This window comes from Lentzea cavernae (assembly GCF_014653695.1).
Lineage (GTDB): Bacteria > Actinomycetota > Actinomycetes > Mycobacteriales > Pseudonocardiaceae > Lentzea > Lentzea cavernae.
In genome coordinates, this window is sequence record NZ_BNAR01000009.1 from 120,187 (window position 1) to 141,091 (window position 20,905).

General features: G+C 68.9%; 20 protein-coding genes. 8 read left to right on the forward strand and 12 right to left on the reverse strand.

Going from position 1 to position 20,905, the window contains the following annotated elements:
• Positions 1-40 precede the first annotated feature (40 nt).
• Entirely contained in the window at positions 41-1,012 is a 972-nt protein-coding gene (locus tag IE307_RS27690; protein ID WP_191302306.1) for a Gfo/Idh/MocA family protein, read from the reverse strand.
• Complete coding sequence (locus IE307_RS27695) at positions 1,009-2,106, reverse strand: DegT/DnrJ/EryC1/StrS family aminotransferase (RefSeq protein WP_191302307.1); 1,098 nt, start codon at positions 2,104-2,106, stop codon at positions 1,009-1,011. The genes IE307_RS27690 and IE307_RS27695 overlap by 4 nt, the downstream gene beginning before the upstream one ends.
• Before the next feature lie 226 nt (positions 2,107-2,332).
• Here IE307_RS27695 and IE307_RS27700 point away from each other — a divergent pair, with 226 nt between their 5' ends.
• Positions 2,333-3,346 (forward strand): lysylphosphatidylglycerol synthase transmembrane domain-containing protein, encoded by a 1,014-nt coding sequence (locus tag IE307_RS27700; protein ID WP_191302308.1) that lies wholly within the window; start codon positions 2,333-2,335, stop codon positions 3,344-3,346.
• Between the two features lie 4 nt (positions 3,347-3,350).
• On the opposite strand, the gene IE307_RS27705 is transcribed toward IE307_RS27700, so the two are convergent.
• Positions 3,351-4,154, reverse strand: coding sequence for an HAD family hydrolase (locus IE307_RS27705; protein WP_191302309.1), 804 nt, complete (start codon positions 4,152-4,154; stop codon positions 3,351-3,353).
• A 66-nt stretch (positions 4,155-4,220) separates the two neighbouring features.
• Here IE307_RS27705 and IE307_RS27710 point away from each other — a divergent pair, with 66 nt between their 5' ends.
• From IE307_RS27710 to IE307_RS27720, 3 genes are all read left to right on the forward strand, one after another.
• Entirely contained in the window at positions 4,221-5,126 is a 906-nt protein-coding gene (locus tag IE307_RS27710; protein WP_191302310.1) for an LLM class flavin-dependent oxidoreductase, read from the forward strand.
• 95 nt (positions 5,127-5,221) lie between these two features.
• Entirely contained in the window at positions 5,222-6,406 is a 1,185-nt protein-coding gene (glf, locus tag IE307_RS27715; protein WP_191302311.1) for a UDP-galactopyranose mutase, read from the forward strand.
• Between the two features lie 170 nt (positions 6,407-6,576).
• Positions 6,577-8,481, forward strand: coding sequence for a glycosyltransferase (locus tag IE307_RS27720; protein ID WP_268250411.1), 1,905 nt, complete (start codon positions 6,577-6,579; stop codon positions 8,479-8,481).
• Positions 8,482-8,535: 54 nt separating this feature from the next.
• Here the strand turns inward: IE307_RS27720 and IE307_RS27725 are convergent, their stop codons facing one another.
• The 8 genes from IE307_RS27725 to IE307_RS27760 all read right to left on the reverse strand — a co-directional run bounded on the left by IE307_RS27725 (position 8,536) and on the right by IE307_RS27760 (position 15,662).
• Entirely contained in the window at positions 8,536-9,348 is an 813-nt protein-coding gene (locus IE307_RS27725) for a carbohydrate ABC transporter permease (protein ID WP_191302312.1), read from the reverse strand.
• Positions 9,345-10,223: a carbohydrate ABC transporter permease gene (locus tag IE307_RS27730; RefSeq protein ID WP_191302313.1), complete on the reverse strand. Its 879-nt coding sequence runs from the start codon at positions 10,221-10,223 to the stop codon at positions 9,345-9,347. Before IE307_RS27730 ends, IE307_RS27725 begins: the two co-directional genes overlap by 4 nt.
• Positions 10,220-11,449 (reverse strand): ABC transporter substrate-binding protein, encoded by a 1,230-nt coding sequence (locus tag IE307_RS27735; protein WP_191302314.1) that lies wholly within the window; start codon positions 11,447-11,449, stop codon positions 10,220-10,222. Before IE307_RS27735 ends, IE307_RS27730 begins: the two co-directional genes overlap by 4 nt.
• Before the next feature lie 99 nt (positions 11,450-11,548).
• Positions 11,549-12,451, reverse strand: a complete 903-nt coding sequence (glfT1, locus tag IE307_RS27740; protein WP_229905119.1) for a galactofuranosyltransferase GlfT1 — start codon at positions 12,449-12,451, stop codon at positions 11,549-11,551.
• A 3-nt stretch (positions 12,452-12,454) separates the two neighbouring features.
• On the reverse strand, positions 12,455-13,276 hold the full coding sequence (wzt, locus tag IE307_RS27745) for a galactan export ABC transporter ATP-binding subunit Wzt/RfbE (protein WP_191302315.1): 822 nt from the start codon (positions 13,274-13,276) through the stop codon (positions 12,455-12,457).
• Between the two features lie 17 nt (positions 13,277-13,293).
• Positions 13,294-14,208: a galactan export ABC transporter permease subunit Wzm/RfbD gene (gene wzm, locus IE307_RS27750; RefSeq protein WP_191302316.1), complete on the reverse strand. Its 915-nt coding sequence runs from the start codon at positions 14,206-14,208 to the stop codon at positions 13,294-13,296.
• 59 nt (positions 14,209-14,267) lie between these two features.
• Positions 14,268-15,119, reverse strand: a complete 852-nt coding sequence (locus IE307_RS27755) for a class I SAM-dependent methyltransferase (RefSeq protein ID WP_191302317.1) — start codon at positions 15,117-15,119, stop codon at positions 14,268-14,270.
• A 66-nt stretch (positions 15,120-15,185) separates the two neighbouring features.
• Positions 15,186-15,662 carry a bacterial proteasome activator family protein gene (locus IE307_RS27760; RefSeq protein WP_229905158.1) on the reverse strand — a complete coding sequence of 159 codons (477 nt, stop codon included), beginning with the start codon at positions 15,660-15,662 and terminating at the stop codon, positions 15,186-15,188.
• 92 nt (positions 15,663-15,754) lie between these two features.
• On the opposite strand from IE307_RS27760, the gene IE307_RS27765 reads away from it, so the two are divergent.
• Together IE307_RS27765 and IE307_RS27770 are read left to right on the forward strand one after the other, a co-directional pair.
• A complete protein-coding gene (locus IE307_RS27765) occupies positions 15,755-16,954 on the forward strand; it encodes a cysteine desulfurase-like protein (RefSeq protein ID WP_191302318.1) in 1,200 nt (399 codons plus the stop codon).
• A 20-nt stretch (positions 16,955-16,974) separates the two neighbouring features.
• Positions 16,975-17,619, forward strand: a complete 645-nt coding sequence (locus IE307_RS27770; protein ID WP_191302319.1) for a class I SAM-dependent methyltransferase — start codon at positions 16,975-16,977, stop codon at positions 17,617-17,619.
• Here IE307_RS27770 and IE307_RS27775 read toward each other — a convergent pair.
• Positions 17,603-18,568 (reverse strand): NAD(P)H-quinone oxidoreductase, encoded by a 966-nt coding sequence (locus IE307_RS27775; RefSeq protein ID WP_191302320.1) that lies wholly within the window; start codon positions 18,566-18,568, stop codon positions 17,603-17,605. The two genes, IE307_RS27770 and IE307_RS27775, sit on opposite strands and share 17 nt — an antisense overlap.
• A 45-nt stretch (positions 18,569-18,613) precedes the next feature.
• Here IE307_RS27775 and IE307_RS27780 point away from each other — a divergent pair, with 45 nt between their 5' ends.
• Positions 18,614-19,246: a GNAT family N-acetyltransferase gene (locus tag IE307_RS27780; protein WP_191302321.1), complete on the forward strand. Its 633-nt coding sequence runs from the start codon at positions 18,614-18,616 to the stop codon at positions 19,244-19,246.
• Between the two features lie 80 nt (positions 19,247-19,326).
• The gene (locus tag IE307_RS27785) at positions 19,327-20,838 is read left to right on the forward strand and encodes a M28 family metallopeptidase (protein WP_191302322.1); all 1,512 of its coding nucleotides are present in this window, start codon (positions 19,327-19,329) and stop codon (positions 20,836-20,838) included.
• Positions 20,839-20,905: the final 67 nt, after the last annotated feature.

A 20,905-nucleotide genomic window follows, 5' to 3' on the forward strand; every position in this document is an offset into this window, starting at 1 on the left:
CCGGCCGCAAGGCCGGTGACCCCTTCCAGGAGCGACAGGGTCAGGCGAGAGCCGAGGCCGTGGCCTCGTGCACGACCTTGTGCGCGGGGAGGATCGCGTTGCGCTCAGCCAGGACCTCGTCCGAACCGGCGCCCAGCTCGAGCAGGTTCAGGAAGTGGTTCAGCTGCGCGGCCAGCGGCTCCGCGCTCTGCAGGATCGTCGGCAGCTCGATGACGGTCTGCGACTGGTAGCCGACGCCGTCCGCCGCGGGCGAGTCCGCCACGTGCTTGTAGATCGTGATGTCCCGGCGCAGCAGGTCGATCTCGATCAGGCGGTCGATCTCCAGCACCGAGATCTGCCGCACCTTGCGCTGGCTGATCCGCGACGCGGAGATCGTCGCGAGGGCGCCGCTCTCGAACGACATGGTGGCGTCGGCCGAGTCCTCGGACTGGTTGTCCTGCGACTGCTTGTGGAAGAAGCCGAAGGAGCCCTTGACCGCGGCCGGCGCGTTGCCGACGAAGCGGATCGCGAGGTCGACGTCGTGGATGAGCAGGTCGCCCGCGACACCGGTCTTGATCCGCGGCACGAACGGCGAGTGGCGCATCGCGTTGATCTGCACGACCTCGCCCACGAACTGCTTCGCGGTGAGGATCGCCGGGTTGAAGCGCTCGAGGAAGCCGCAGACGAGCGGCAGGCCGCGCTTCTCCGACTCGGCGACGAGCTCCTCGGCCTGCTCGTACGTGGCGGCCAGCGGCTTCTCGATGAGCAGCGGCTTGCCGAGCTCCAGCGCCTGCTTGGCGATGGCGTAGTGCGCCTCGGTGGCGGCCGCGATGACGACGGCGTCGACGTCCTTGAGCCCGTCCAGCGAGCTGGTGTGCTCGATGCCGAAGCGGTCGGCGATGGCCTGACCGGTCTGGGCGTTCTGCTCCACGACGAACTTGAAGTCGACGCGGTCGGACTGCGACAGCACGCGGGCGTGCAGCGAGCCCATCGTGCCGGCGCCGACGAGGGCGACCTTGGGACGCGCGGTCATGCGCCGAACACCTCTCGCACGGAGGAGACGATGGTCTCCAGCTCGGCCTCGGTCAGCTTCGGGTGCACAGGCAGCGACAGCGCCTGCTCGGCGACCTTCTTGGCCACCGGCACGTCGGAGGCGATGACCTGGGGGTTGTCCCGGTAGCAGTCGTAGTCGAACACGAGCTTCGGGTAGTAGATGCCGTTGCCGATGCCCTTCTCGGTGAGCTTCGCCGCGAGCTCGTCGCGGGTCACCGGGGCGTCGTCGCCGACCAGGATCGTGTACTGGTGCCACACGTGCTCGCGGCCCGGCAGCACGGCGGGGACGGTCAGGCCCGTCACGCCGTCGAGGCCCTTGGACAGCGCCTCGGCGTTGCGCCGGCGCGCGTCGGTGAGCTGCTGCAGCTTCTCGAGCTGCGGGATGCCCAGCGCCGCGTGCAGGTCCGTGAGGCGGTAGTTGTGGCCCGCCATCTCGTACTGGTAGCGGGCGCGCATGCCCTGGTTGCGCATGACGCGCAGCTTGTCCGCCAGCGCGTCGTCCGACGTCGTGATGACGCCGCCCTCCGCGGTGGTGATGTTCTTCGTCGCGTAGAGCGAGAAGCAGCCGATGCCGAACGAACCGGCGGGCTTGCCCTCGAACGTCGCGCCGACCGCCTGCGCCGAGTCCTCGACGATCGCCAGACCGTGCTGCTGCGCCAGCGGGACGAGACGGCCCATGTCGGCCATCTGGCCGTACAGGTGGACCGGCATGAGGACCTTCGTGCGGTCGGTGACCGCGGCGCTGACCTTCTCCGGGTCGATGTTGAAGTCGACCGAGTCGATGTCCGCGAACCGGGCGGTGGCGCCCGCCTCGAGGATCGCGTTCAGCGTGGCGACGAAGGTGAACGGCGTGGTGATGACCTCATCACCCGGCTGCAGGTCGAGCGCCTGGATGGACGCGACCAGCGCGGTCGTGCCGTTGTTGACGGCGACCGCGTGCGGCACACCGGCAACGGAGGCGAAAGCGTCCTCGAACCGCTTGACCATCGGTCCCTGTGCGATGACACCGGAGCGGAGCACTTCCAGCACGAGCGGCTCGGCGTCCTGGACGTCGACGACGGTAATCGGAATCATGCAGCAGACTTTCCACTTCCGGAGACGGTTGGATGCGTCCGGTACAGTTGCCCCGCGGTGTTACTGCCAGGCTCAGACCAGGCGCGGACCACAGGCTACCTGCCTGATGGAGTGATCCTCTTCAGGGTCCGTTGTGGATCCGCAGCGCAGGAGTACGACCCTCATGGACGCCCAGCCCGCCGTGCCCGGCCCGTCGCTGGGAAGCGAAGCAGGAAGCGGAGAACCGATGACCGTCGAGCCCGACGTGGCTGACACCGACGCCCAGCAGGTCGCCCCTCCGGCTCCGGCCAAGACGCGCAAGGCGGTCGTCATCGCCTGGGCGAAGCGGGTGCTCATCGTCGCCGTGCTGGCCGCCGCCGTCTACTCGGTCTACTCCCAGTGGGACGAGGTCTACCCGACGCTGACCGCGCTGCCGTGGCAGTCGCTCGTGCTCTCGCTCGTCGCCGTCTTCGCCGGCATCTTCCTCGGCCCGCTGGTCTGGAAGATCGTGCTGTCCGACCTGGGCGCTCCCGTCCGGTTCACCGCAGCGTCGAAGTTCTACCTCGTCGGCCAGCTCGGCAAGTACGTCCCCGGCGCCGTCTGGGCGGTCCTGCTCTCGATGGAGCTCGCCCGCGAGGCCGGCGTCAACCGCGCGCGCAGCTTCACCGCCGGTCTGGTCGCGACCGGCATGGGCGTGCTCGCCTCGCTGATCGCGGGCCTCGCCGCGCTGCCCGTGATGCTGAACGGCCGCCCCGAGGCGAACCAGCTGCTGTGGCTGTTCCTGCTGCTGCTCGTCGGCCTGCCGTTCCTGCACCCGCGCCTGCTGACGTGGTCGGTCAACCTGGTCCTGAAGGTGCTGCGCAAGGCGCCGCTCGAGAACCGCTTCACCGGCATCGAGATCCTCAAGGCGCTGGGCACGGCCATCGCCATCTACGCCTGCTACGGCGTGCACCTCTGGCTGCTGGTCGACTCGCTGGGCACGCCGCGCTGGGACACGCTGATCCTGTCCGCCGGCGCCATGGCGCTGTCGATGACGGCGGGCCTGCTGGCGTTCTTCCTGCCGTCCGGCCTCGGCGCCCGCGAGCTGGTCATCACCGCCACGATCGCGACCGTGCTGCCGTCGGGCCAGGCCATCGCCCTGGCGCTGGTCTCGCGCCTGATGTTCACCGTCGCCGACCTGGCCGCGGCCGGTGCCGCGGCGCTCGTCGCGTACGTGCAGAAGCGCCGCGGCGTCCCCATGCCGGTTCCGGCCGAGGACTGAGGGCTCAGAACCAGCGTTCGAGGACCTGGGCGACACCGTCCTGGTCGTTCGTGGCGGTGACCTCGTCGGCCACCGCCAGCAGTTCCCGGTGCGCGTTGGCCATGGCGACGCCGTGGCCGACCCACCGCAGCATCGGGATGTCGTTCGGCATGTCCCCGAACGCGATCACGTTCCCGGCGTCCACCCCGAGCCGCTGCGCCACGTCGGCCAGCCCGGTGGCCTTGGTCACGTCCTTCTCGGACACCTCGATCAGCCCGGAGTCGGTCGAGTAGGTGATGGCGAACTCGTCGCCCAGCACGGCCGTCGCGGCGGTCGCCATCTCGCCGCTGGTCATGCCCGTGTGCCGGACGAGCAGCTTGATCGCCGCGTGCCCGAGCACCTCCGCCCGCGAGGCGACGTCGTGGCTGTCCGGCCAGGCGTGCCGGTAGCGCTCCTCCGCGATGAACGTCTCGACGTCCGCCGCCCGTTCGCCCACCCGTTCCGCGGCCACCGCGCACCCCGGGAGGGCCGTGTCGAGGGCGTGCGCCAGGTCGTTCAGCCGGACCGGGCTGATCCCGCGCTGCCAGATCACGCGGTCCTCGCCGACGTCGTAGAGCGCCGCGCCGTTCGCGCAGACCGCGTATCCGGTGGCGCCGACGGCGTTCGCGATGCGCGGGATCCAGCGTGGAGGACGGCCGCTGACCAGCACGAACGGGGTCCCGTCCGTCAGCACCCTGCCCACGACCCCGATCGTGTGCTCGCTCACCTGCTCGTTCGTCCCGAGGATCGTGCCGTCCACGTCCGACGCCACCAGCGCTGGTTTCTCCACGAATCCATCCTCGCTGATGCCGGAAGCGATTCGTTGAGTTGCGGATCACGTCGCTACTGTCGGCTCGTGCGAGTAGGCGTGGTGATCCTGCCCGAGTACCGGTGGTGGGTGGCGGAACCCAAGTGGAGAGCGGCCGAGGAGCTCGGCTTCTCCCACGCGTGGACGTACGACCACCTGGGCTGGCGCACGCTGGTCGACGGCCCGTGGTTCTCGGCCGTGCCGACCCTCACGGCCGCCGCGGCGGTGACGTCCAAGATCCGGCTCGGCACCCTCGTCGCGTCACCCGTGTTCCGGCACCCCGTGCCGTTCGCCCGCGAGGTCCTCACGCTCGACGACCTGTCCGACGGCCGGCTCAACCTGGGCCTCGGCTCGGGCGGCACCGGTTCGTACGACACGACGGCGATCGGCGCTCAGGAGCTGACGGCCGCGCAGCGCACCCAGCGGTTCGGCGAGTTCGTCGAGCTGCTCGACCTGCTGCTCACCCGGGACAGGACCACGTACGAGGGCGAGCACTTCTCCGCGGAGGAGGCCCGCGGGCATCCCGGCTGCGTGCAGCGGCCGCGCGTGCCGTTCGTCGTGGCCGCCGACGGCCCGAAGGCGATGAACGTCGCCGCCCGGTACGGCACCGGCTGGATCACCACCGGCTCGCGGCGGCTCGAGAACCCCGGCCACGAGGACTGGTGGCGCGGTGTCGCCGCGGTGACCAGGCGGTTCAACGACGAGCTCGCGTCGATCAACCGGGCGAAGGGCACCATCGACCGCTACCTCAACCTCGACTCGGCGCCGGTCTACTCGCTGTCGAGCGTCGGGGCGTTCCAGGACGCGGCCGGCCGGGCCCGCGAGCTCGGGTTCACCGACCTGATCGTGCACTGGCCGCGCAGCGAGGGCGTCTACTTCGGCCACGAGACCGTGCTGGAGCAGGTGGCCGGGGACGTCCTGCCCGGCCTGACCGGGTCCGAGGCCAAGGGCTGACGGTCCGTCGCACGCGTTTTACCTGATCAAGGCTGTGCAACCGGGAGGAGGGGGCCTGCAGGCCGTGTCGTGCGGCACAGGTACCCTCCCCACTCGTGAGCTTCGCTGGCTATGACCTGATCGTCGTCGGATCTGGATTCTTCGGTCTCACGGTCGCCGAACGCGCCGCGACCCAGCTGAACAAGCGGGTGCTGGTGCTCGAGCGTCGTGCCCACATCGGCGGCAACGCCTACTCGGAGGCTGAGCCCGAGACAGGAATCGAGGTGCACCGCTACGGTGCACACCTCTTCCACACCTCGAACAAGCGGGTCTGGGAGTACTGCAACCAGTTCACCGAGTTCACCGGTTACCAGCACCGCGTCTTCGCGATGCACAAGGGCACCGCGTACCAGTTCCCGATGGGCCTGGGCCTCATCACCCAGTTCGTCGGCAAGTACCTGTCGCCCGACGAGGCTCGCGCGTGGGTCGCCGAGCAGGCGTCGGAGATCGACAGCGCGGACGTGACGAACCTCGAGGAGAAGGCGATCTCGCTGGTCGGCCGTCCCCTGTACGAGGCGTTCATCCGCGACTACACCGCGAAGCAGTGGCAGACCGACCCGAAGGAGCTGCCGGCCGCGGTCATCAGCCGCCTCCCGGTCCGCTACAACTTCGACAACCGCTACTTCAACGACACCTACGAGGGCCTGCCGGTCGACGGCTACACCGCGTGGCTCGAGAAGATGGCGGAGCACGAGAACATCGAGGTCCGCCTCGACACGGACTTCTTCGACGTGAAGGACGAGATCCCGGCGGGCACGCCGGTCGTCTACACCGGTCCGGTCGACCGCTACTTCGACTACTCCGAGGGCTGGCTCGGCTGGCGCACGCTCGACTTCGAGCAGGAGGTCGTGCAGACGGGCGACTACCAGGGCACGCCGGTCATGAACTACAACGACGCGGACGTCCCGTTCACCCGCATCCACGAGTTCCGCCACTTCCACCCGGAGCGGGACTACCCGAAGGACAAGACGGTCATCGTCCGCGAGTTCTCCCGCGCCGCGGAGAAGGACGACGAGCCGTACTACCCGATCAACACGGCCGAGGACCGCGAGAAGCTCGAGCGGTACCGCGTGCTGGCGAAGAAGGAAGCCGCCGAGAAGAACGTGCTGTTCGGCGGCCGTCTGGGCACCTACAAGTACCTCGACATGCACATGGCGATCGGCGCCGCGCTGAGCGCGTTCGACAACAAGATCGCGCCGCATCTGACCGAGGGCACGCCGATCAGCGGCGACCTCGACTGATGTCGTTCTAGTCGCATTATCGCCCGGCCGTACAACCTGTGCGGCCGGGCGTTCGTCATTGCACAGTGAGTACTATGGGCGCCTGACGCGCCGCGCCACGACTCTCTGTGGCGGTAGCCATCCATGAAGCTGACCCGAACCGCCCGAATTCGGTTCGCCGGAGGAAGCACGTGACCGAGCAGGCCAAAACCGCAAGCGCCACGAAGATCAACCCGACCCAGGTCCTGCAGCGGGTGATCATGCCTCGGGACGAGGACCCGCTGGACGTGCGTCCGCTGTACCTCGACGAGCCGGCCAACGTGCACAGCCACGTCTCCGGCCGCCGCGCGGTGACGATCCCGACCTCGGCCAAGGTGTCGTTCGCTTCGTACTTCAACGCGTTCCCCGCGAGCTACTGGAAGCGCTGGACGGTCGTCGAGGACGTCGTGCTGCGCATCCGCCTGCGCGGCGCCGGTCGCGTCGACGTCTACCGCTCCAAGGCCAACGGCGACATCGTGCACCTCGACGGCCACGTCGTGCGCACCCCGAAGGCGTTCTCCGACGTCGCCATCAAGGTGTCGCTCAAGCCGTTCGAGGACGGCGGCTGGATCTGGTTCGACGTCTTCACCGACGACACCACGATCGAGATCGAAGAGGCCGCCTGGACCACCGAGCAGGAGCTGCCGGCCCAGACCGTCGCCATCGGCATGACGACGATGCGCCCGGTCGACGCGGTCATCGCGCTGCGCACCCTCGGCGAGGACCCGGCCGTCCTGTCCGTGCTGAAGAAGGTCTTCGTCGCCGACCAGGGCACCGTCAAGGTCCGCGACACCGAGGGCTACGCCGAGGCCGTCGCGGCGCTGGGCGACAAGCTGGAGATCATCGAGCAGGACAACCTCGGTGGCTCCGGCGGCTTCACCCGCGGTCTGTACGAGGCGATCGAGCACACCGACGCCGACCAGATCATGCTGATGGACGACGACATCCGCCTCGAGCCGGACGCCGTCCTGCGCTCGAACGCGTTCGCGCGCGCCGCCGCCCAGCCGGTCATCGTCGGTTCGCACATGCTGAACCTCCAGGCCCGCGCCCGCCTGCACAGCATGGGCGAGGTCGTCGACCTGGGCACCTGCTACTGGCGCGCGGCGCCGGGCGCGCTCACCGACCACGACTTCGGCACCGAGTCGCTGCGCGAGACCGAGGAACTGCACGCCCGCATCGACTCCACCTACAACGGCTGGTGGATGTGCCTGTTCCCGCGCGAGGTCGTGCAGCGCACCGGCTACCCGCTGCCGCTGTTCATCAAGTGGGACGACGCGGAGTACTCGCTGCGCGCCCTGGAGCGCGGCTACCCGACGGTCTCGCTGCCCGGCTCGGCCGTGTGGCACATGCCGTGGACGGACAAGAACGATGCCACCGACTGGCAGGCGTACTTCCACACCCGCAACCGCCTCGTCCTCGCGGCGCTGCACAGCCCGTACGACGTCCGGTCCACGCTGCTCAAGCAGGGCCTGAAGCTGTCGCTGCGGCACCTGCTGTCCATGGAGTACTCGACGGTCGCCGTGCAGCAGAAGGCGATCGAGGACTTCCTGGCCGGCCCGTCGAAGCTGTTCGACTCGCTGCGCACGGCCCTCCCGGCCATCCGCGAGCTCCGCAAGGACTACTCGGACGCCCAGGTGCTCCCGTCCGCACGTGAGTTCCCGGCCCCGACGTTCGACATGGTCCGCGCCGAGCAGATGCTGACGCCGCCCACGAACCCGGTCACCATCGCCTCCGAGGCGGCCAAGGCGCTCATGCACAACCTGCGCGAGCCCCAGGCCGCCACCACGGAGCGCCCGCAGATCAACGTGCCGGCGACCAACGCCCGCTGGTTCCTGCTGGGCAACCTGGACAGCGCCACGGTCTCCAACGCCGACGGCAGCGGCGTCGCGTTCCGCAAGCGCGACCCGAAGGAGTTCCGCGCGCTGATGAAGCGAGCGGTCCGCAACTACCGCCGCCTGTCCGCCGAGTGGCCGCGGATGCAGCGGGTGTACCGCGACGCGCTGCCCGAGCTGACCTCGGTCGAGTCGTGGCGCAAGGTGTTCGAAGCCAACAGCTGATCTTCTGGTTGTGCGCGAAGGGCCCCCGGGATTTCCCGGGGGCCCTTTTCGTTTTCAGTCCTTGATCCCCGTCTCCGTCACCCCGCGCACCAGGAACCGTTGCAACGCAACGAACACCACCACCAACGGCGCAATCGACACGGCAGCAGCGAGGAACAGCTGCACAACATCGATCGACTGCGAAGTCAGGAACGTCGACAACGCCACCTGCACCGTCCAAGAATCCTGGTCCTGCGCGATCACCAACGGCCAGAGGAACTGGTTCCAGCTGGTCACGAACGCGATCACCCCGAGCGCGGCGAAGAACCCCTTCGAGTTCGGCACCACCACCCGCCAATAGGTCCCCCAATGCCCCAGGCCGTCGATCCGAGCGGCCTCCTCCAACTCCCGCGGGAAGTTCAGGAAGTACTGCCGGAACAGGAAAGTCGTGAACCCGCTGAACAACCCCGGGATCACCAGCCCCCGCAGGTCGGACACCCACCCCAGCGTCGACACGACCACGAACGTCGGCACGAACGTGACCGCCGCCGGAATCATCAGGGTCGCGATCACCAGGTACAGCACCACGTTCGAGTACCGATGAGGAATGCGCGCAAGCCCGTACCCGGCCAGTCCGCACAAGAACAACTGGCCGACCGTCTGCAACACCGCGACGACCAGCGAGTTCACCATGCTCCGCACCATCGGCACGGCGGGGTTCGAGAACAACGCGGCGAAGTTCTCCCACCGGATCTCCTGCGGCCATAACGTCCAGGAAGGCGCGGTGATCTCCTGCTCGGTCGCCAACCCGTTGCGCAGCACCAGGTAGAACGGGATCAGGAACAACACCGCCGCCACCGACAGGGCGGCATAACGCAGGACCTTCATCGCGTGATCACCCGCCCCTGCAACAACGTCACGCCGGCGATCAGCAACGTCAGGATCACCGCGCCCGCGCTGCCGTGCCCGAAGTCCTGCCCGCCGGAGCCCAGCGCCGTGTAGTAGAGGTAGATCAACGGCGGCCGTGCGAACGGTGGGTAGCCGCGGTCGGTGCCCAGCACGTTGTAGAACTCGTCGAACGCCTGGTACGCCGCGATGAGCAGCAACAGCAGCACGGCGACCGACGTCGTTCGCAGCTGTGGGAGCGTGATGTACCTCAGCGTCTGCCAGCCCCGACCGGCGCCGTCGATCCACGCCGCCTCGTAGAGGTGCTGCGGGATCCGTTGCAGGCCGGCGAGGAACAGGATCAGGTAGAAGCCGAGCTGCAGCCACAGCCGCAACGTCACGAGCACCAGCCAGTACCAGGGCGGCGACGTCGACACCGTCCACGCGACCGGCTCGGCGCCGAACCAGCCCAGCACCGTGTTCGCGAGGCCGAAGCGCACGCCGTTGAAGATCGACAGCTTCCACACCAGGGACGCCACGACGTACGAGCAGGCCGTCGGCAGGAAGAACACCGAGCGGAAGAACGCCTTCATGAAGCTGATCTGGTTCACCAGCAACGCCAGGGCCAGCGCGAGCACGAACGTCAGCGGCACGATGAACAGCGCGAACAGGCTGAACGTGCCGAGGCTGCGCAAGAAGGGAGCGTCGGTCAGCATGTCGGCGTAGTTGCGCAGCCCCACGAACTCCGTCGGCGTCACCGTGTTGCGGGCGTCGAAGAACGACAGCAGGAGGCTCCACCCGATCGGCACGTACACGAACACGAGCAGTCCTGCCGCGAACGGTCCGACGAACAACCAGAACGCGCGTCCGTGCCTCATCCGTACAGGCGCTTCAGCTCGTCACGTGCTTTGCCCGCGGCGGCCTTGATCTCGGCGTCGGCGGGGGCGCCGTCCCGCACGACCCGCGACACGGCGTCGTTGAACGCGGTCCGCATGACCGAGGTCCAGTCCGGCGGGTTGGACGCCTTCGCGTTGTCCCGCACGAACTTCACCGCGTCCGCCGCCGCACCGGAAGTCAGCTTGGACGCCTTCTCCGAGATGCTCCTGCGCGGCGGGATGTGGAAGCCGTAGCTGAGGTTGAAGTCCTCCTGGTAGTCGGTGCGGTCGATCCACAGGAACTTGACGAACTCCTTGGCCTCGTCGATCCGCTTCGACTTGGCGTTCACCATCGCGCCGAACGCCCCGACCGGCACGCTCGCCTTGCCGTCACCGGAGAACCGGGGGAACGGCAGCACGCCGAAGTCGTCGCCCAGCGCCTTCTGCACGGCGGGCACCGCCCACAACCCGGTCCACTGCATGGCGGCGAGACCCTGCGTGAACGCGTCCGGCTCCGCCCAGTCCTTCACCGCGCCGAGCAGCAGGCCGCCGCTCGCGTAGAGCTCGCGCAGCTTGCCGATCGCCTGCGCCGCAAGGGGGTCGTCGAACCCGACCTGGTGGTCGCGCACGTAGTCGAGACCGGCCGACCACAGCGCGGGCCCGCCGAGCACGCCGCCGCCCCCGTCGTTGCCGGCGAAGAGGCCCTTCACGCCGTCCCTCGTCAACCGCCGGGACGCGTCGATCAGCTCGTCCACAGTGGACGGAGGCTGCACGCCTGCCTTCTCCAGCAGGCTCTTGCGGTAGAACAGCATCTGCATGTCCACCGCCTGCGGGACGCCGTAGATCTTCCCGTCGACGGTGTGCGTGGCGAGGATCGACTCGGTGAAGTCGCCGCGCGCGTCACCGAAGACGTCGTCGAGCGGCACGAGCTGGCCCGCCCGGACGGAACTGATCTGCGGGGTGGACTCGAAGACGTCCGGTCCGTCACCGGACAGCAGGCTCGTCGCGAGCTTGGAGTCGTAGTCGCCGGGGTTCCACTGCACGGTCACCGGGACCTTCGCGTACGAGTCGGCGTAGCGCACCACCGCCTGCTGGACGCCGGGCTCGCCGTACGCGTGGTACCACTGCCTGAGGGGCTGGCCGTCGCCACCGCGGCCGGTGTTCGAACCGCACGCCGCCAGCAGAGCGCTCGCACCGGCCAGGGAAAGGAGTCTGCGTCGGGAAATCACTCGTCCCGTCTTACTCCGATCACGTCGCGTGCGCGAGCGGCTACCCGAAGTTGCCAAAGGGCGGGATCGCCGTCAGCGACCCCGCCCCCTGTGCCGAACTCACTTGCGGAAGAAGCGCTCCCGCTGACCCTGGCGCACGAGCTTGATCCACTCGACGAACGCCTTCGGGTCCCGCTTCACGCCGAGGAAGTACAGGCCGAACCGGAACACCTCCAGCGCGCCCAGCTTGCGCATGCCCGGCTGCGAGAGCAGGTACCCGCGGTTGCGGTAGGTGTAGTAGCGCTTGATCTGGTTCTCGGGGTCCTGCGCGTGGAACCGGCCGCCGAGCATCGGCTTGAACTCGTCCGAGCCGTCCGGGTGCACGTAGGCGACCCGCAGCGACGTGCCGAACGGCAGCCCGCTGCGGACCAGGCGGCGGTGGATCTCCACCTCGTCGCCGCGGAAGAACAGCCGGTAGTCCGGCACGCCCACCACGTCGAGCGTCGAGGCGCGGAACAGCGCGCCGTTGAACAGCGACGCGATGCCCGGCAGGAAGTCGGTGCCGAGGTCGGCGGCCGAGCGCTTCCACGTGAGGCCGCGGCGCATCGGGAACGCGAGCTTGTCCGGGCTCTCGATGTTCGTGACCACGGGGGAGATCTCGGCGAGCTTGCGGCGCTCCGCCTCCTCCAGCAGCACGGCCAGCACGTTCTCGTCGGCCGGGCGGCCGTCGTCGTCCGCGAGCCACACCCAGTCCGCGCCCAGCGAGAGCGCGTGCAGGATGCCCAGCGCGAACCCGCCGGCGCCACCGAGGTTGCGGTGCGACGGCAGGTAGGTCGTGGGGAGCGGGCACTGCTCGACCAGGTCGTCGACCGGCTGGTCGGGACCGTTGTCGACGACGACCAGGTGGTCGGGGACGCGCGTCTGGGTGGCGAGCGCCTTGAGCGACTCGGCCAGCAGCTCCCTGCGGTGGCGGGTGACCACCACCGCGACCACGGAGCCCTTGGGCAGTGCCTCGAGGTTCACTGTCTATTCGCCGCCGTTTCCGCTGAGGACGGTGGAGGAGGAGTAGCCGAGCCTCTCCAACTGCTCGGTGCTCATCCGGTCGAACGGGTCGAAGCCCTTGTACTCGGTGAGCACCTCGCGCAGGCCTCCGTGCATCTTGACACGGCCCTCGTCCATCCAGATCGCGGTGTCGCAGAAGTCCAGCAGCGTCTCGTCCGAGTGGTTCGCGAACACCAGCAGACCGGAGCGCTTCACCAGGTCCTTGAGGCGGTCGCGGGCCTTCGCCATGAACGCCGCGTCGACCGCGCCGATGCCCTCGTCGAGCAGCAGGATCTCGGGGTCGATCGAGGTGACCACGCCGAGTGCGAGCCGCACGCGCATGCCGGTGGAGTACGTGCGCAGCGGCATCTGCAAGTAGTCACCGAGCTCGGTGAACTCCGAGATGTCGTCGACGCGCTTTTCCATCTGCTTGCGGCTCATGCCGAGGAACAGGCCCCGGATCATGATGTTCTCGTACCCGGAGATCTCCGGGTCCATGCCGACGCCGAGGTCGAAGACGGGCGCGACCTTGCCGACGATGCGCGACTGGCCGCGCGTCGGCTCGTAGATGCCCGCCAGCAGGCGCAGCAGCGTGGACTTGCCGGCGCCGTTGTGGCCGACCAGTCCGACGCGCGCGCCGTCCTTGAGCGACAGCGAGATGTCGTGCAGCGCCTCGATGATCGGGACGCGGCCCTCGGAGCCGATCTTGCCGCCGACCTTGCCGAGCGCGAGCTTCTTCAGCGACCTCGACTTGGCGTCGAAGATCGGGAAGTCGACCGAGGCGTTCCAGACGTCGATGCTGACCATGGTTTTGTCGACCTCCTCTAGACCCAGTAGGAAACGCGGGCGCGGTAGTTGCGCAGGATGACCATCGCGAGTGCCCAGCCGCCCACGGTGAAGCCGCCGACGACCGCCCAGTGGTGCCAGTCGACCGTGTGGCCGAGCAGCGGCGCGCGGACGACCTCGACGAAGTGGTACACGGGGTTGAGCTCGGCGATCAGCATGCGCCAGTCGCCGTCGCCACCACCGGTGACCCGGCTCAGCACGCCGGCGTCCCAGACGATCGGCGTCATGAAGAACACCAGGTTGATGAAGCTGTTCACGACCGGCGGGATGTCGCGGAAGCGGGTGCTGATGACGCCGAACAGCAGCGAGACCCACACGGCGTTGACCGCGAGCAGCACGAAGCCGGGGATCGCGAGCAGGATCGTCCAGCTCAGGCCGGGCTGCAGCGGGCTGCTCTCGCCGATCCGGTACTCGTGGTTGAGCGACGTGAAGAAGATCGCGAGCACGATGCCGTAGACGACGAGGTTGTGCAGCAGGAACAGCACCTGGCGCCACACCATGCGCATCACGTGCACCGAGATCGGCGCGGGGAGGTGCTTGATGAGCCCCTCGTTCGCGATGAACACGTCGGTGCCTTCGGTGACGCAGCCGACGATGAAGTTCCAGACGATGAAGCCGACCGTCACGTACGGCAGGAACGTCGCGACTTCCGTTTTGAACAGCACCGAGTACAGCAGGCCGAGCGCGAGGGCTGTCGTGCCCATCGAGATCGTGATCCACAGCGGGCCTATGACCGACCGGCGGTAGCGCTGCTTGATGTCCTGCCAGCCGAGGTGGCCCCACAGCTCGCGGTGGTCCCACGCCTCACGCACGTCGGCGAACGCGCGCTTGAAGCTGCGCGACTTGACGGCAGGCGGCGCCTCGGGGCTGTCGAGGGTACTGGGTGCTTGCACGAGGACTGAGAGTACCGGCGTCCATTCACCGACCTGGACGCCGGTACGTCACGGAGTGGTCAACGGGCGGGGATCTTGGTCACCCGCATGGTGACCTGCTCGTTGTCGTAGGTGAACGCTTCGTAGCTGAACTCGATGCCCGTCTGCTCGACGTACTCGGTCCACGCCTTGTGCTCGTGGTCCATCCAGCCGGGGAAGTTGAAGTACTCGTCGAAGTGCACGACGCTGCCCTCGACCAGCCGCGGCCCGACCAGCTCCAGCACGGTCTTCGTGGAGGAGTACAGGTCGCAGTCGACGTGCAGGAACGTGACCGGACCCTCGTGCTCCGCGAGGAAGCCCGGCAGCACCTCGTCGAACCAGCCGACGACGAGCTCGGCGCCCGGCACCTCGGGCAGGCCGTCGACGTTGAACGCGCCGGCGGGGAAGCCGTTGCGCCAGTTCTCCGGCAGGCCCTCGAACGAGTCGAAGCCGAAGACGCCCTCGCCCTCGCGGGCGGTCGCGATGATCTTCAGCGTGGTGCCCTGGTAGACGCCGAACTCCAGCGCGAGCCCGCCCGCGGGAGCGAGCGACAGCGCATGCTCCAGCGTCTCGTGCGGGTGACCGAACTGAGGCGCGTGCGGCATGTTGTCGCGCACGAAGTTCGCGCTCTCCAGCGCGGCCTCCTGCTCACCCGCGAACACCAGGTCCCGGCGTGTGCGGATCTCCAGCTGGCGGGTCTGGTCGACGGCCCGGTCACCCTGGTGGCGGATCTCGTCGGCCACCTTCCTGCCCAGGTCGTCCACCTGACGTTGCAGGTCGTCGACCTGCGCGCGGATCGGGGCCACGGCGTCCGCCACGATCTCGATCGCCTTGATCCGCAGCTTGTGGCGCAGTTGCTTCGCCGACAGGGCGCGGCGCACCTGCTCGAGCACGATGTGCTCCTCTCCAGGAAGTTCAGCGCATAGTAGAGCCACTTCCCGGTGTCACGACTAGCGCCACTAGAGGTACTGACCGGTGCCCTTGCCCGTGATGCCGCCCTCGGTGCTCTCGCCGCCGCTGCCCGCGGGCAGTGCCCTGCCGCGCATCTGCTCCAGCTGTGCGCGGGCGGCCATCTGCTGGGCGAACAGCGCCGTCTGGATGCCGTGGAACAGGCCCTCCAGCCAGCCGACCAGCTGGGCCTGCGCGATCCGCAGCTCGGCGTCGGACGGGGTGCCGTCCTCGGTGAACGGCAGCGACAGCCTCTCCAGCTCGTCGCGCAGCTCCGGCGCCAGGCCGTCCTCGAGCTCCTCGATCGAGCGCTTGTGGATCTCCTTGAGGCGGTTGCGGCTGGCCTCGTCGAGCGGAGCCGCCCGCACCTCCTCCAGCAGCTGCTTGATCATCGTGCCGATCCGCATCACCTTGGCCGGCTGTTCGACGAGGTCGGCGATGTCGCCGTCCTGGCCGCCGACGATTACGACGGGCTGCTCCTGGTTCATGGTCTCCATCCTCGCGTGATTCACGTTTTCGAAACTAATCGGGGGTGGGGCTGGTCGTCGCGGTGTTTGCTCGCATACGTACGGTGTGTGTCATGGCGTTCGACGTCGCACGGGTACGAGGGCTCTTCCCCGCGCTCGGCGACGGCTGGGTACACCTCGACGCACCCGCCGGCATGCAGGTGCCCGAACAGGTCGCCACCGCCGTCTCCACCGCGCTGCGCGCCCCGGTCTCCGGGCCCGGTGGCATCTTCCCGGCCTCCCAGCGGGCCCAGGGCATCGTGGACGCCGCCCGCAGGTCCGTCGCGGACCTCGTCGGGGGCGATCCCGCCGGTGTCGTTCTCGGTCCTTCCTCCGCCGTGTTGTTGCAACGCCTCGCCGACGCCATGACCGACGACTGGTTCATGGGCGACGAGGTCCTGGTTTCCCGGCTCGACCACCCCGCGAACATCGCACCGTGGTTGCGGGCGACACAGCGCACCGGCAGCGCGGTCAAGTGGGCGGAGATCGACATCGAGACGTGCGAGCTGCCGAGCTGGCAGTTCGACGAGCTCGTCACCGACCGCACGAAGCTGATCGCCATCACGGCGGCGTCCGGCGTCGTCGGCACCAGGCCCGACCTGGCCAAGATCTCCGCGGTGGCCCGCGCGCACGGCTCGCTGATGGTCGTCGACGCCTCGTCCGCGGCTCCCTTCGTGCCTTTGGACATCGTTGGCATGGGCGCCGACGTCGTGGCGCTGTCCGCCGGTCAGTGGGGCGGTCCGCCGGTCGGCGCGCTGGTGTTCCGCGACCCGTCGGTGCTGGAGCGGCTGCCGTCGGTCTCGGTCGACCCGATGGCGCGCGGTCCCGAGCGGCTGGAGCTCGGCCCGCACGCGTATCCGATGCTCGCCGGGCTCGTTGCGTCGGTGGAGTACCTCGCGGAGCTCGACGACGCGGCATCGGGCACTCGCCGTGAACGGCTGCTCACGTCGTTGGGATCGGTGAAGGCCTACCAGGCGGGGCTGCTCGCTAATCTCATCAACGAACTGCGGTCGCTGCGGCACGTGATGGTGATCGGCGACGCCATGCGGCGGGTGCCGGCGCTGGCGTTCTCGATCGCCGGGGTCAAGGCGGAGGACGGCGTCGAACACCTCGCGTCGCGCGGTGTCTGCGCGTTCGCCGACCCCGGTCAGTACGGGGTGTTCTCGGTGCTGGGCGTCGGTGAGATCGGCGGCGCCATCCGCATCGGGCTCGCGCACTACACGAACGCCGTGGAGATGGACGACCTCGTTCGGGCGGTGGCCGAACTGGGCTGAGGGATTCGGGAGAGCATTCGTTGGACGACTCGCTGGCTCGCGAGCTCGCGGATCTCTCGGCCCTGCAGCGCATCGGTTCGTTGAACACCGAGTACCTGCCCCAGCTGTCCGGCGACCTCAGACCCGCCGCGCTGGTGGCGGTGATGGACGAGATCGTCCTGGGCGCCCGCACCGTTCTGGTGGAACTGGGCTGCGGGTCCTCCTCGGTCCTGCTGGCGCGTTTGTTGCAGCAGCGCGGTTTCGGGCACCTGCTGGCGATCGAGCACGACGAGCGCACGGCTGCTTTCGTTGCCTCACAACTACGACGTGAAGGCCTCGGCTCGGTGGCCCGCGTCGTGCACGCGCCGTTGTCACGGCATCCGGCGGCGTTGTCGCGGCACGGCCAGTGGTACGCGCCGCAGCAGGTGCACGACGAAGTGCTCGCGTACGTCGAGAGGTTCGGTCTGGTGGACCTGCTGCTCGCCGACGGGCCGGGGTTCGGCGACTCGCGCTACCCGGCGTTGCCCGTGCTGCGCGCCGTGCTGGCGCCGGGCGCGACCGTGCTGGCCGACGACGTCGACCGGCCGGACGAGCAGGCGGTGCTGACGCGGTGGTCCGAGGAGTTCGGGCTGGAGTTCCGCACGGCTCCCCGGACCTCGCTCGCGACGGCTACCGTTCCCGCTTGAGCACGACCTTGCCGAAGACGTCGCCCCCGTCCAGCAGCCGGTGCGCCTCCGCGGCGTTCGACATCGGCACGACCTGGCCGACGATCGGCTTCACCGCACCGCTCTCGATCAGCGGCCACAGGTGTTCGCGGACCTGCGCCACGATCGCGCCCTTGCTCTCGACGCTGCGGCCGCGCAGACCCGCCGCCATCACCGACGCGCGCTTCGCGAGCAGCTTGCCGATCGGCAGCTCGCCCTTCACACCGCCCTGCATGCCGATGATCACCAGCCGGCCGTCCGGCGCGAGGACGTCGATGTTGCGGGGCAGGTAGGAGGCGCCCATGTTGTCGAGGACGACGTCGGCCTTCCCGACCTCGGCCACGAAGTCCTGGGTCTTGTAGTTGACCGTGATGTCGGCGCCGAGCTCGGCGCACTTCTTCAGCCGCTCGTCCGATCCCGCGGTGACCGCGACGGTCGCGCCGAGCGCCTTGGCCACCTGGATGGCGTGCGTGCCGATGCCGCCCGCGCCGCCGTGCACGAGGAACGTCTCACCGAGCTTGAGGCGGCCGTCCATCACGACGTTCGACCACACCGTGCACGCGACCTCGGGCAGTGAGGCGGCCGTGACGACGTCGACGCCCCGGGGGACGGGCAGGAGCTGTGGCGCGGGAACCACGACCTTCTCCGCGTAACCACCGCCGGCCAGCAGCGCGCACACCTCGTCGCCGACGTTCCAGCCGGTGACGCCCTCGCCGAGCGCCGCGATCGTGCCGGAGCACTCCAGCCCGATGATCTCCGACGCGCCCTTCGGCGGCGGGTAGAGACCCTGGCGCTGCAACAGGTCCGCGCGGTTGACCGCACTCGCCGCGACGTCGATCAGCACCTCGCCCCTGCCGGGAGCGGGATCCTCGGTCTCGGTCCACTCGAGCACGTCCGGGCCGCCGGGTTCGCGAACAGTGATGGCACGCATACAGTCGACCGTAATACCGTTCGACAGCTCCGGCACCATCGAACCATGGACGCCTGGCCCCTGCGGCACCTCGTTCTCCGCACCCCGCGCCTGGAGCTGCGCCCGGACGACGACGAGGGCCTGTTCGAGCTCGTCCGCGTGGCCCAGGCGGGCGTGCACGGGCCGGACGAGATGCCGTTCGCGGTGCCGTGGACCGACGTGCTCGCGGACGACGGCGGGTTCGGGATGGTCCAGCACTTCTGGGGCGTGCGGGCCCGGTTCGCGGCGGGGGACTGGGCGATCTGCTTCCTCGTGCGGCACGAGGGCAGGGTCGTCGGCGTGCAGGAGGTGAACGCGCAGAACTTCGGCGTGCTGCGCGAGGTGAACACCGGCTCGTGGCTCGGCCAGGAGTTCCAGGGCAACGGGTTCGGTACTGAGATGCGTGTCGCCGTGCTGCAGTTCGCGTTCGACCACCTGGGCGCGAGCATCGCTCGTTCGGCGGCTTGGCAGGGCAACCGGTCGTCGAACCGCGTCAGCGCGAAGCTCGGCTACGTCCACGACGGCACGATGGCCGCCGCACCGCGTGGAGAACGCCTTGAACACGTGCGACTGCGTCTGGACGAGGCGAACTTCGTCCGCCCGGAGTGGAAAGTCGCGGTGGAAGGGCTAGCGGAGTGTGTTCACCTGATCACCAGGTGAACTCCCGCCGACCGACGGATTGTGGCCCGCGTCTCCTTTTTGTGAGGGTTCAGCCATCTCGAACGAAGGGGAACGTTCTTATGTCCGGCAGAACCAAGCTGGCGACCCTCTTAGCCGTCACGGCACTGGTCGCAGCCCCTACCGCCACGGCGTCCGCCGCCGCTGAACCCGCGGGCCCCGCACTCGCCAAGAAGCTCGCGAAGAAGGTGACCGTTGAGGGCGTCAACCGGCACCTCATCGCGTTCCAGCGCATCGCCGACCGCAACGGCGGCAACCGCGCCGCCCTCACCCCCGGCTACGACGCCAGCGTCGAGTACGTGGCGGGCAAGCTCCGCGCCGAGGGCTTCATCGTCACGACGCCGAACTTCAGCTTCGACGTCCCCGTCACCGACGCCGAAACCGCCCGCGTCGACGGCGTGAACTACCAGGCCCTGATCCTGACCGCCTCACCCCAGACCCCGGCCGGCGGCGTCACGGGCCCGCTGCGCGTGGTCCCGGAGGACGCCACCACGGGCTGCGAGGCCACCGACTTCGCGGGCCAGGACTTCACCGGCAGCGTCGCCCTCATCCGCCGAGGCGGCTGCACGTTCGAGCAGAAGCACCTCAACGCGGCCGCGGCAGGCGCCATCGCCGTGCTCGTCTCGAACAACACCGCGGGCCCCCTGTCCAACGTGACGCTGACCAACCCCGGCGTCATCCCGACCGGCGGCATCTCCCAGGCCGACGGCACCACCCTCGCCGGCAAGGCGGGCGCCTCGGTCACCGTGGACATGCGCTTCCACACCGAGACCCGCACCCAGCGCAACGTCATCGCCGAGACCCGCACCGGCCGCAAGAACAACGTGGTCATGGCAGGCGCCCACCTCGACAGCGTCGAACTCGGCGCCGGCATCAACGACAACGGCACCGGCTCCGCCTCCCTGCTGGAGACCGCCCTCCAGCTCGGCTCCCGCCCGAAGGTCGACAACGCCATCCGCTTCGCCTGGTGGGGCGCGGAGGAGCGAGGCCTCATCGGCTCCGAGGAATGGGTCCGCTCGCTGACGTTCGAACAGCAGCTGGACATCGCCCTCTACCTGAACTTCGACATGGTCGGCTCCCCGAACGCCGCGTACTTCATCTACGACGGCGACGACTCCGACGCCGTCGGCGCGGGCGCCGGCCCCTACGGCTCCGCCCAGATCGAAAAGGCCTTCGCCGACTACTTCGCCACCAAGGGCGTTCCGACCGAAGGCACGGACTTCTCCGGACGTTCGGACTACGGCGAGTTCATCGCCCAGGGCATCCCGGCCGGCGGCCTGTTCACCGGCGCCGAAGGGGTCAAGACCGCGGCCCAGGCGGCCAAGTGGGGTGGTACGGCCGGAGTCGCCTACGACCCCTGCTACCACTCCGCCTGTGACAACCTCGGGAACGTGGACCGGGTCGCGCTCGGTCGCAACGCCGGGGCCATCGCGTTCGTGACGGCTGCCTACGGCGTGTCCACTGAGGACGTCAACGGCGTGCCGCCGCGTTCGAAGCGGGCCGAGGCTCGTTCTTCGGCGGCGCTTTCGAAGACGGCCGCTGCGCACGACCACAACCACCTGGCTGTTTCGTAGTCGCTTTGTTCTGGCCGGCGGCGGTGTCCTTCGGGATGCCGCCGCTCGCCTTACATGCGGCAATGGG

What these genes read in the sequence shown, in the direction of transcription:
- IE307_RS27690 (WP_191302306.1), bottom strand. Translation starts at nt 1,012, where the DNA reads ATGACCGCGCGTCCCAAGGTCGCCCTCGTCGGCGCCGGCACGATGGGC.
- IE307_RS27695 (WP_191302307.1), bottom strand. Translation starts at nt 2,106, where the DNA reads ATGATTCCGATTACCGTCGTCGACGTCCAGGACGCCGAGCCGCTCGTG.
- IE307_RS27700 (WP_191302308.1), top strand. Translation starts at nt 2,333, where the DNA reads ATGACCGTCGAGCCCGACGTGGCTGACACCGACGCCCAGCAGGTCGCC.
- IE307_RS27725 (WP_191302312.1), bottom strand. Translation starts at nt 9,348, where the DNA reads ATGAAGGTCCTGCGTTATGCCGCCCTGTCGGTGGCGGCGGTGTTGTTC.
- IE307_RS27730 (WP_191302313.1), bottom strand. Translation starts at nt 10,223, where the DNA reads ATGAGGCACGGACGCGCGTTCTGGTTGTTCGTCGGACCGTTCGCGGCA.
- wzt (WP_191302315.1), bottom strand. Translation starts at nt 13,276, where the DNA reads ATGGTCAGCATCGACGTCTGGAACGCCTCGGTCGACTTCCCGATCTTC.
- IE307_RS27760 (WP_229905158.1), bottom strand. Translation starts at nt 15,662, where the DNA reads ATGAACCAGGAGCAGCCCGTCGTAATCGTCGGCGGCCAGGACGGCGAC.
- IE307_RS27765 (WP_191302318.1), top strand. Translation starts at nt 15,755, where the DNA reads ATGGCGTTCGACGTCGCACGGGTACGAGGGCTCTTCCCCGCGCTCGGC.
- IE307_RS27775 (WP_191302320.1), bottom strand. Translation starts at nt 18,568, where the DNA reads ATGCGTGCCATCACTGTTCGCGAACCCGGCGGCCCGGACGTGCTCGAG.
- IE307_RS27780 (WP_191302321.1), top strand. Translation starts at nt 18,614, where the DNA reads ATGGACGCCTGGCCCCTGCGGCACCTCGTTCTCCGCACCCCGCGCCTG.
- IE307_RS27785 (WP_191302322.1), top strand. Translation starts at nt 19,327, where the DNA reads ATGTCCGGCAGAACCAAGCTGGCGACCCTCTTAGCCGTCACGGCACTG.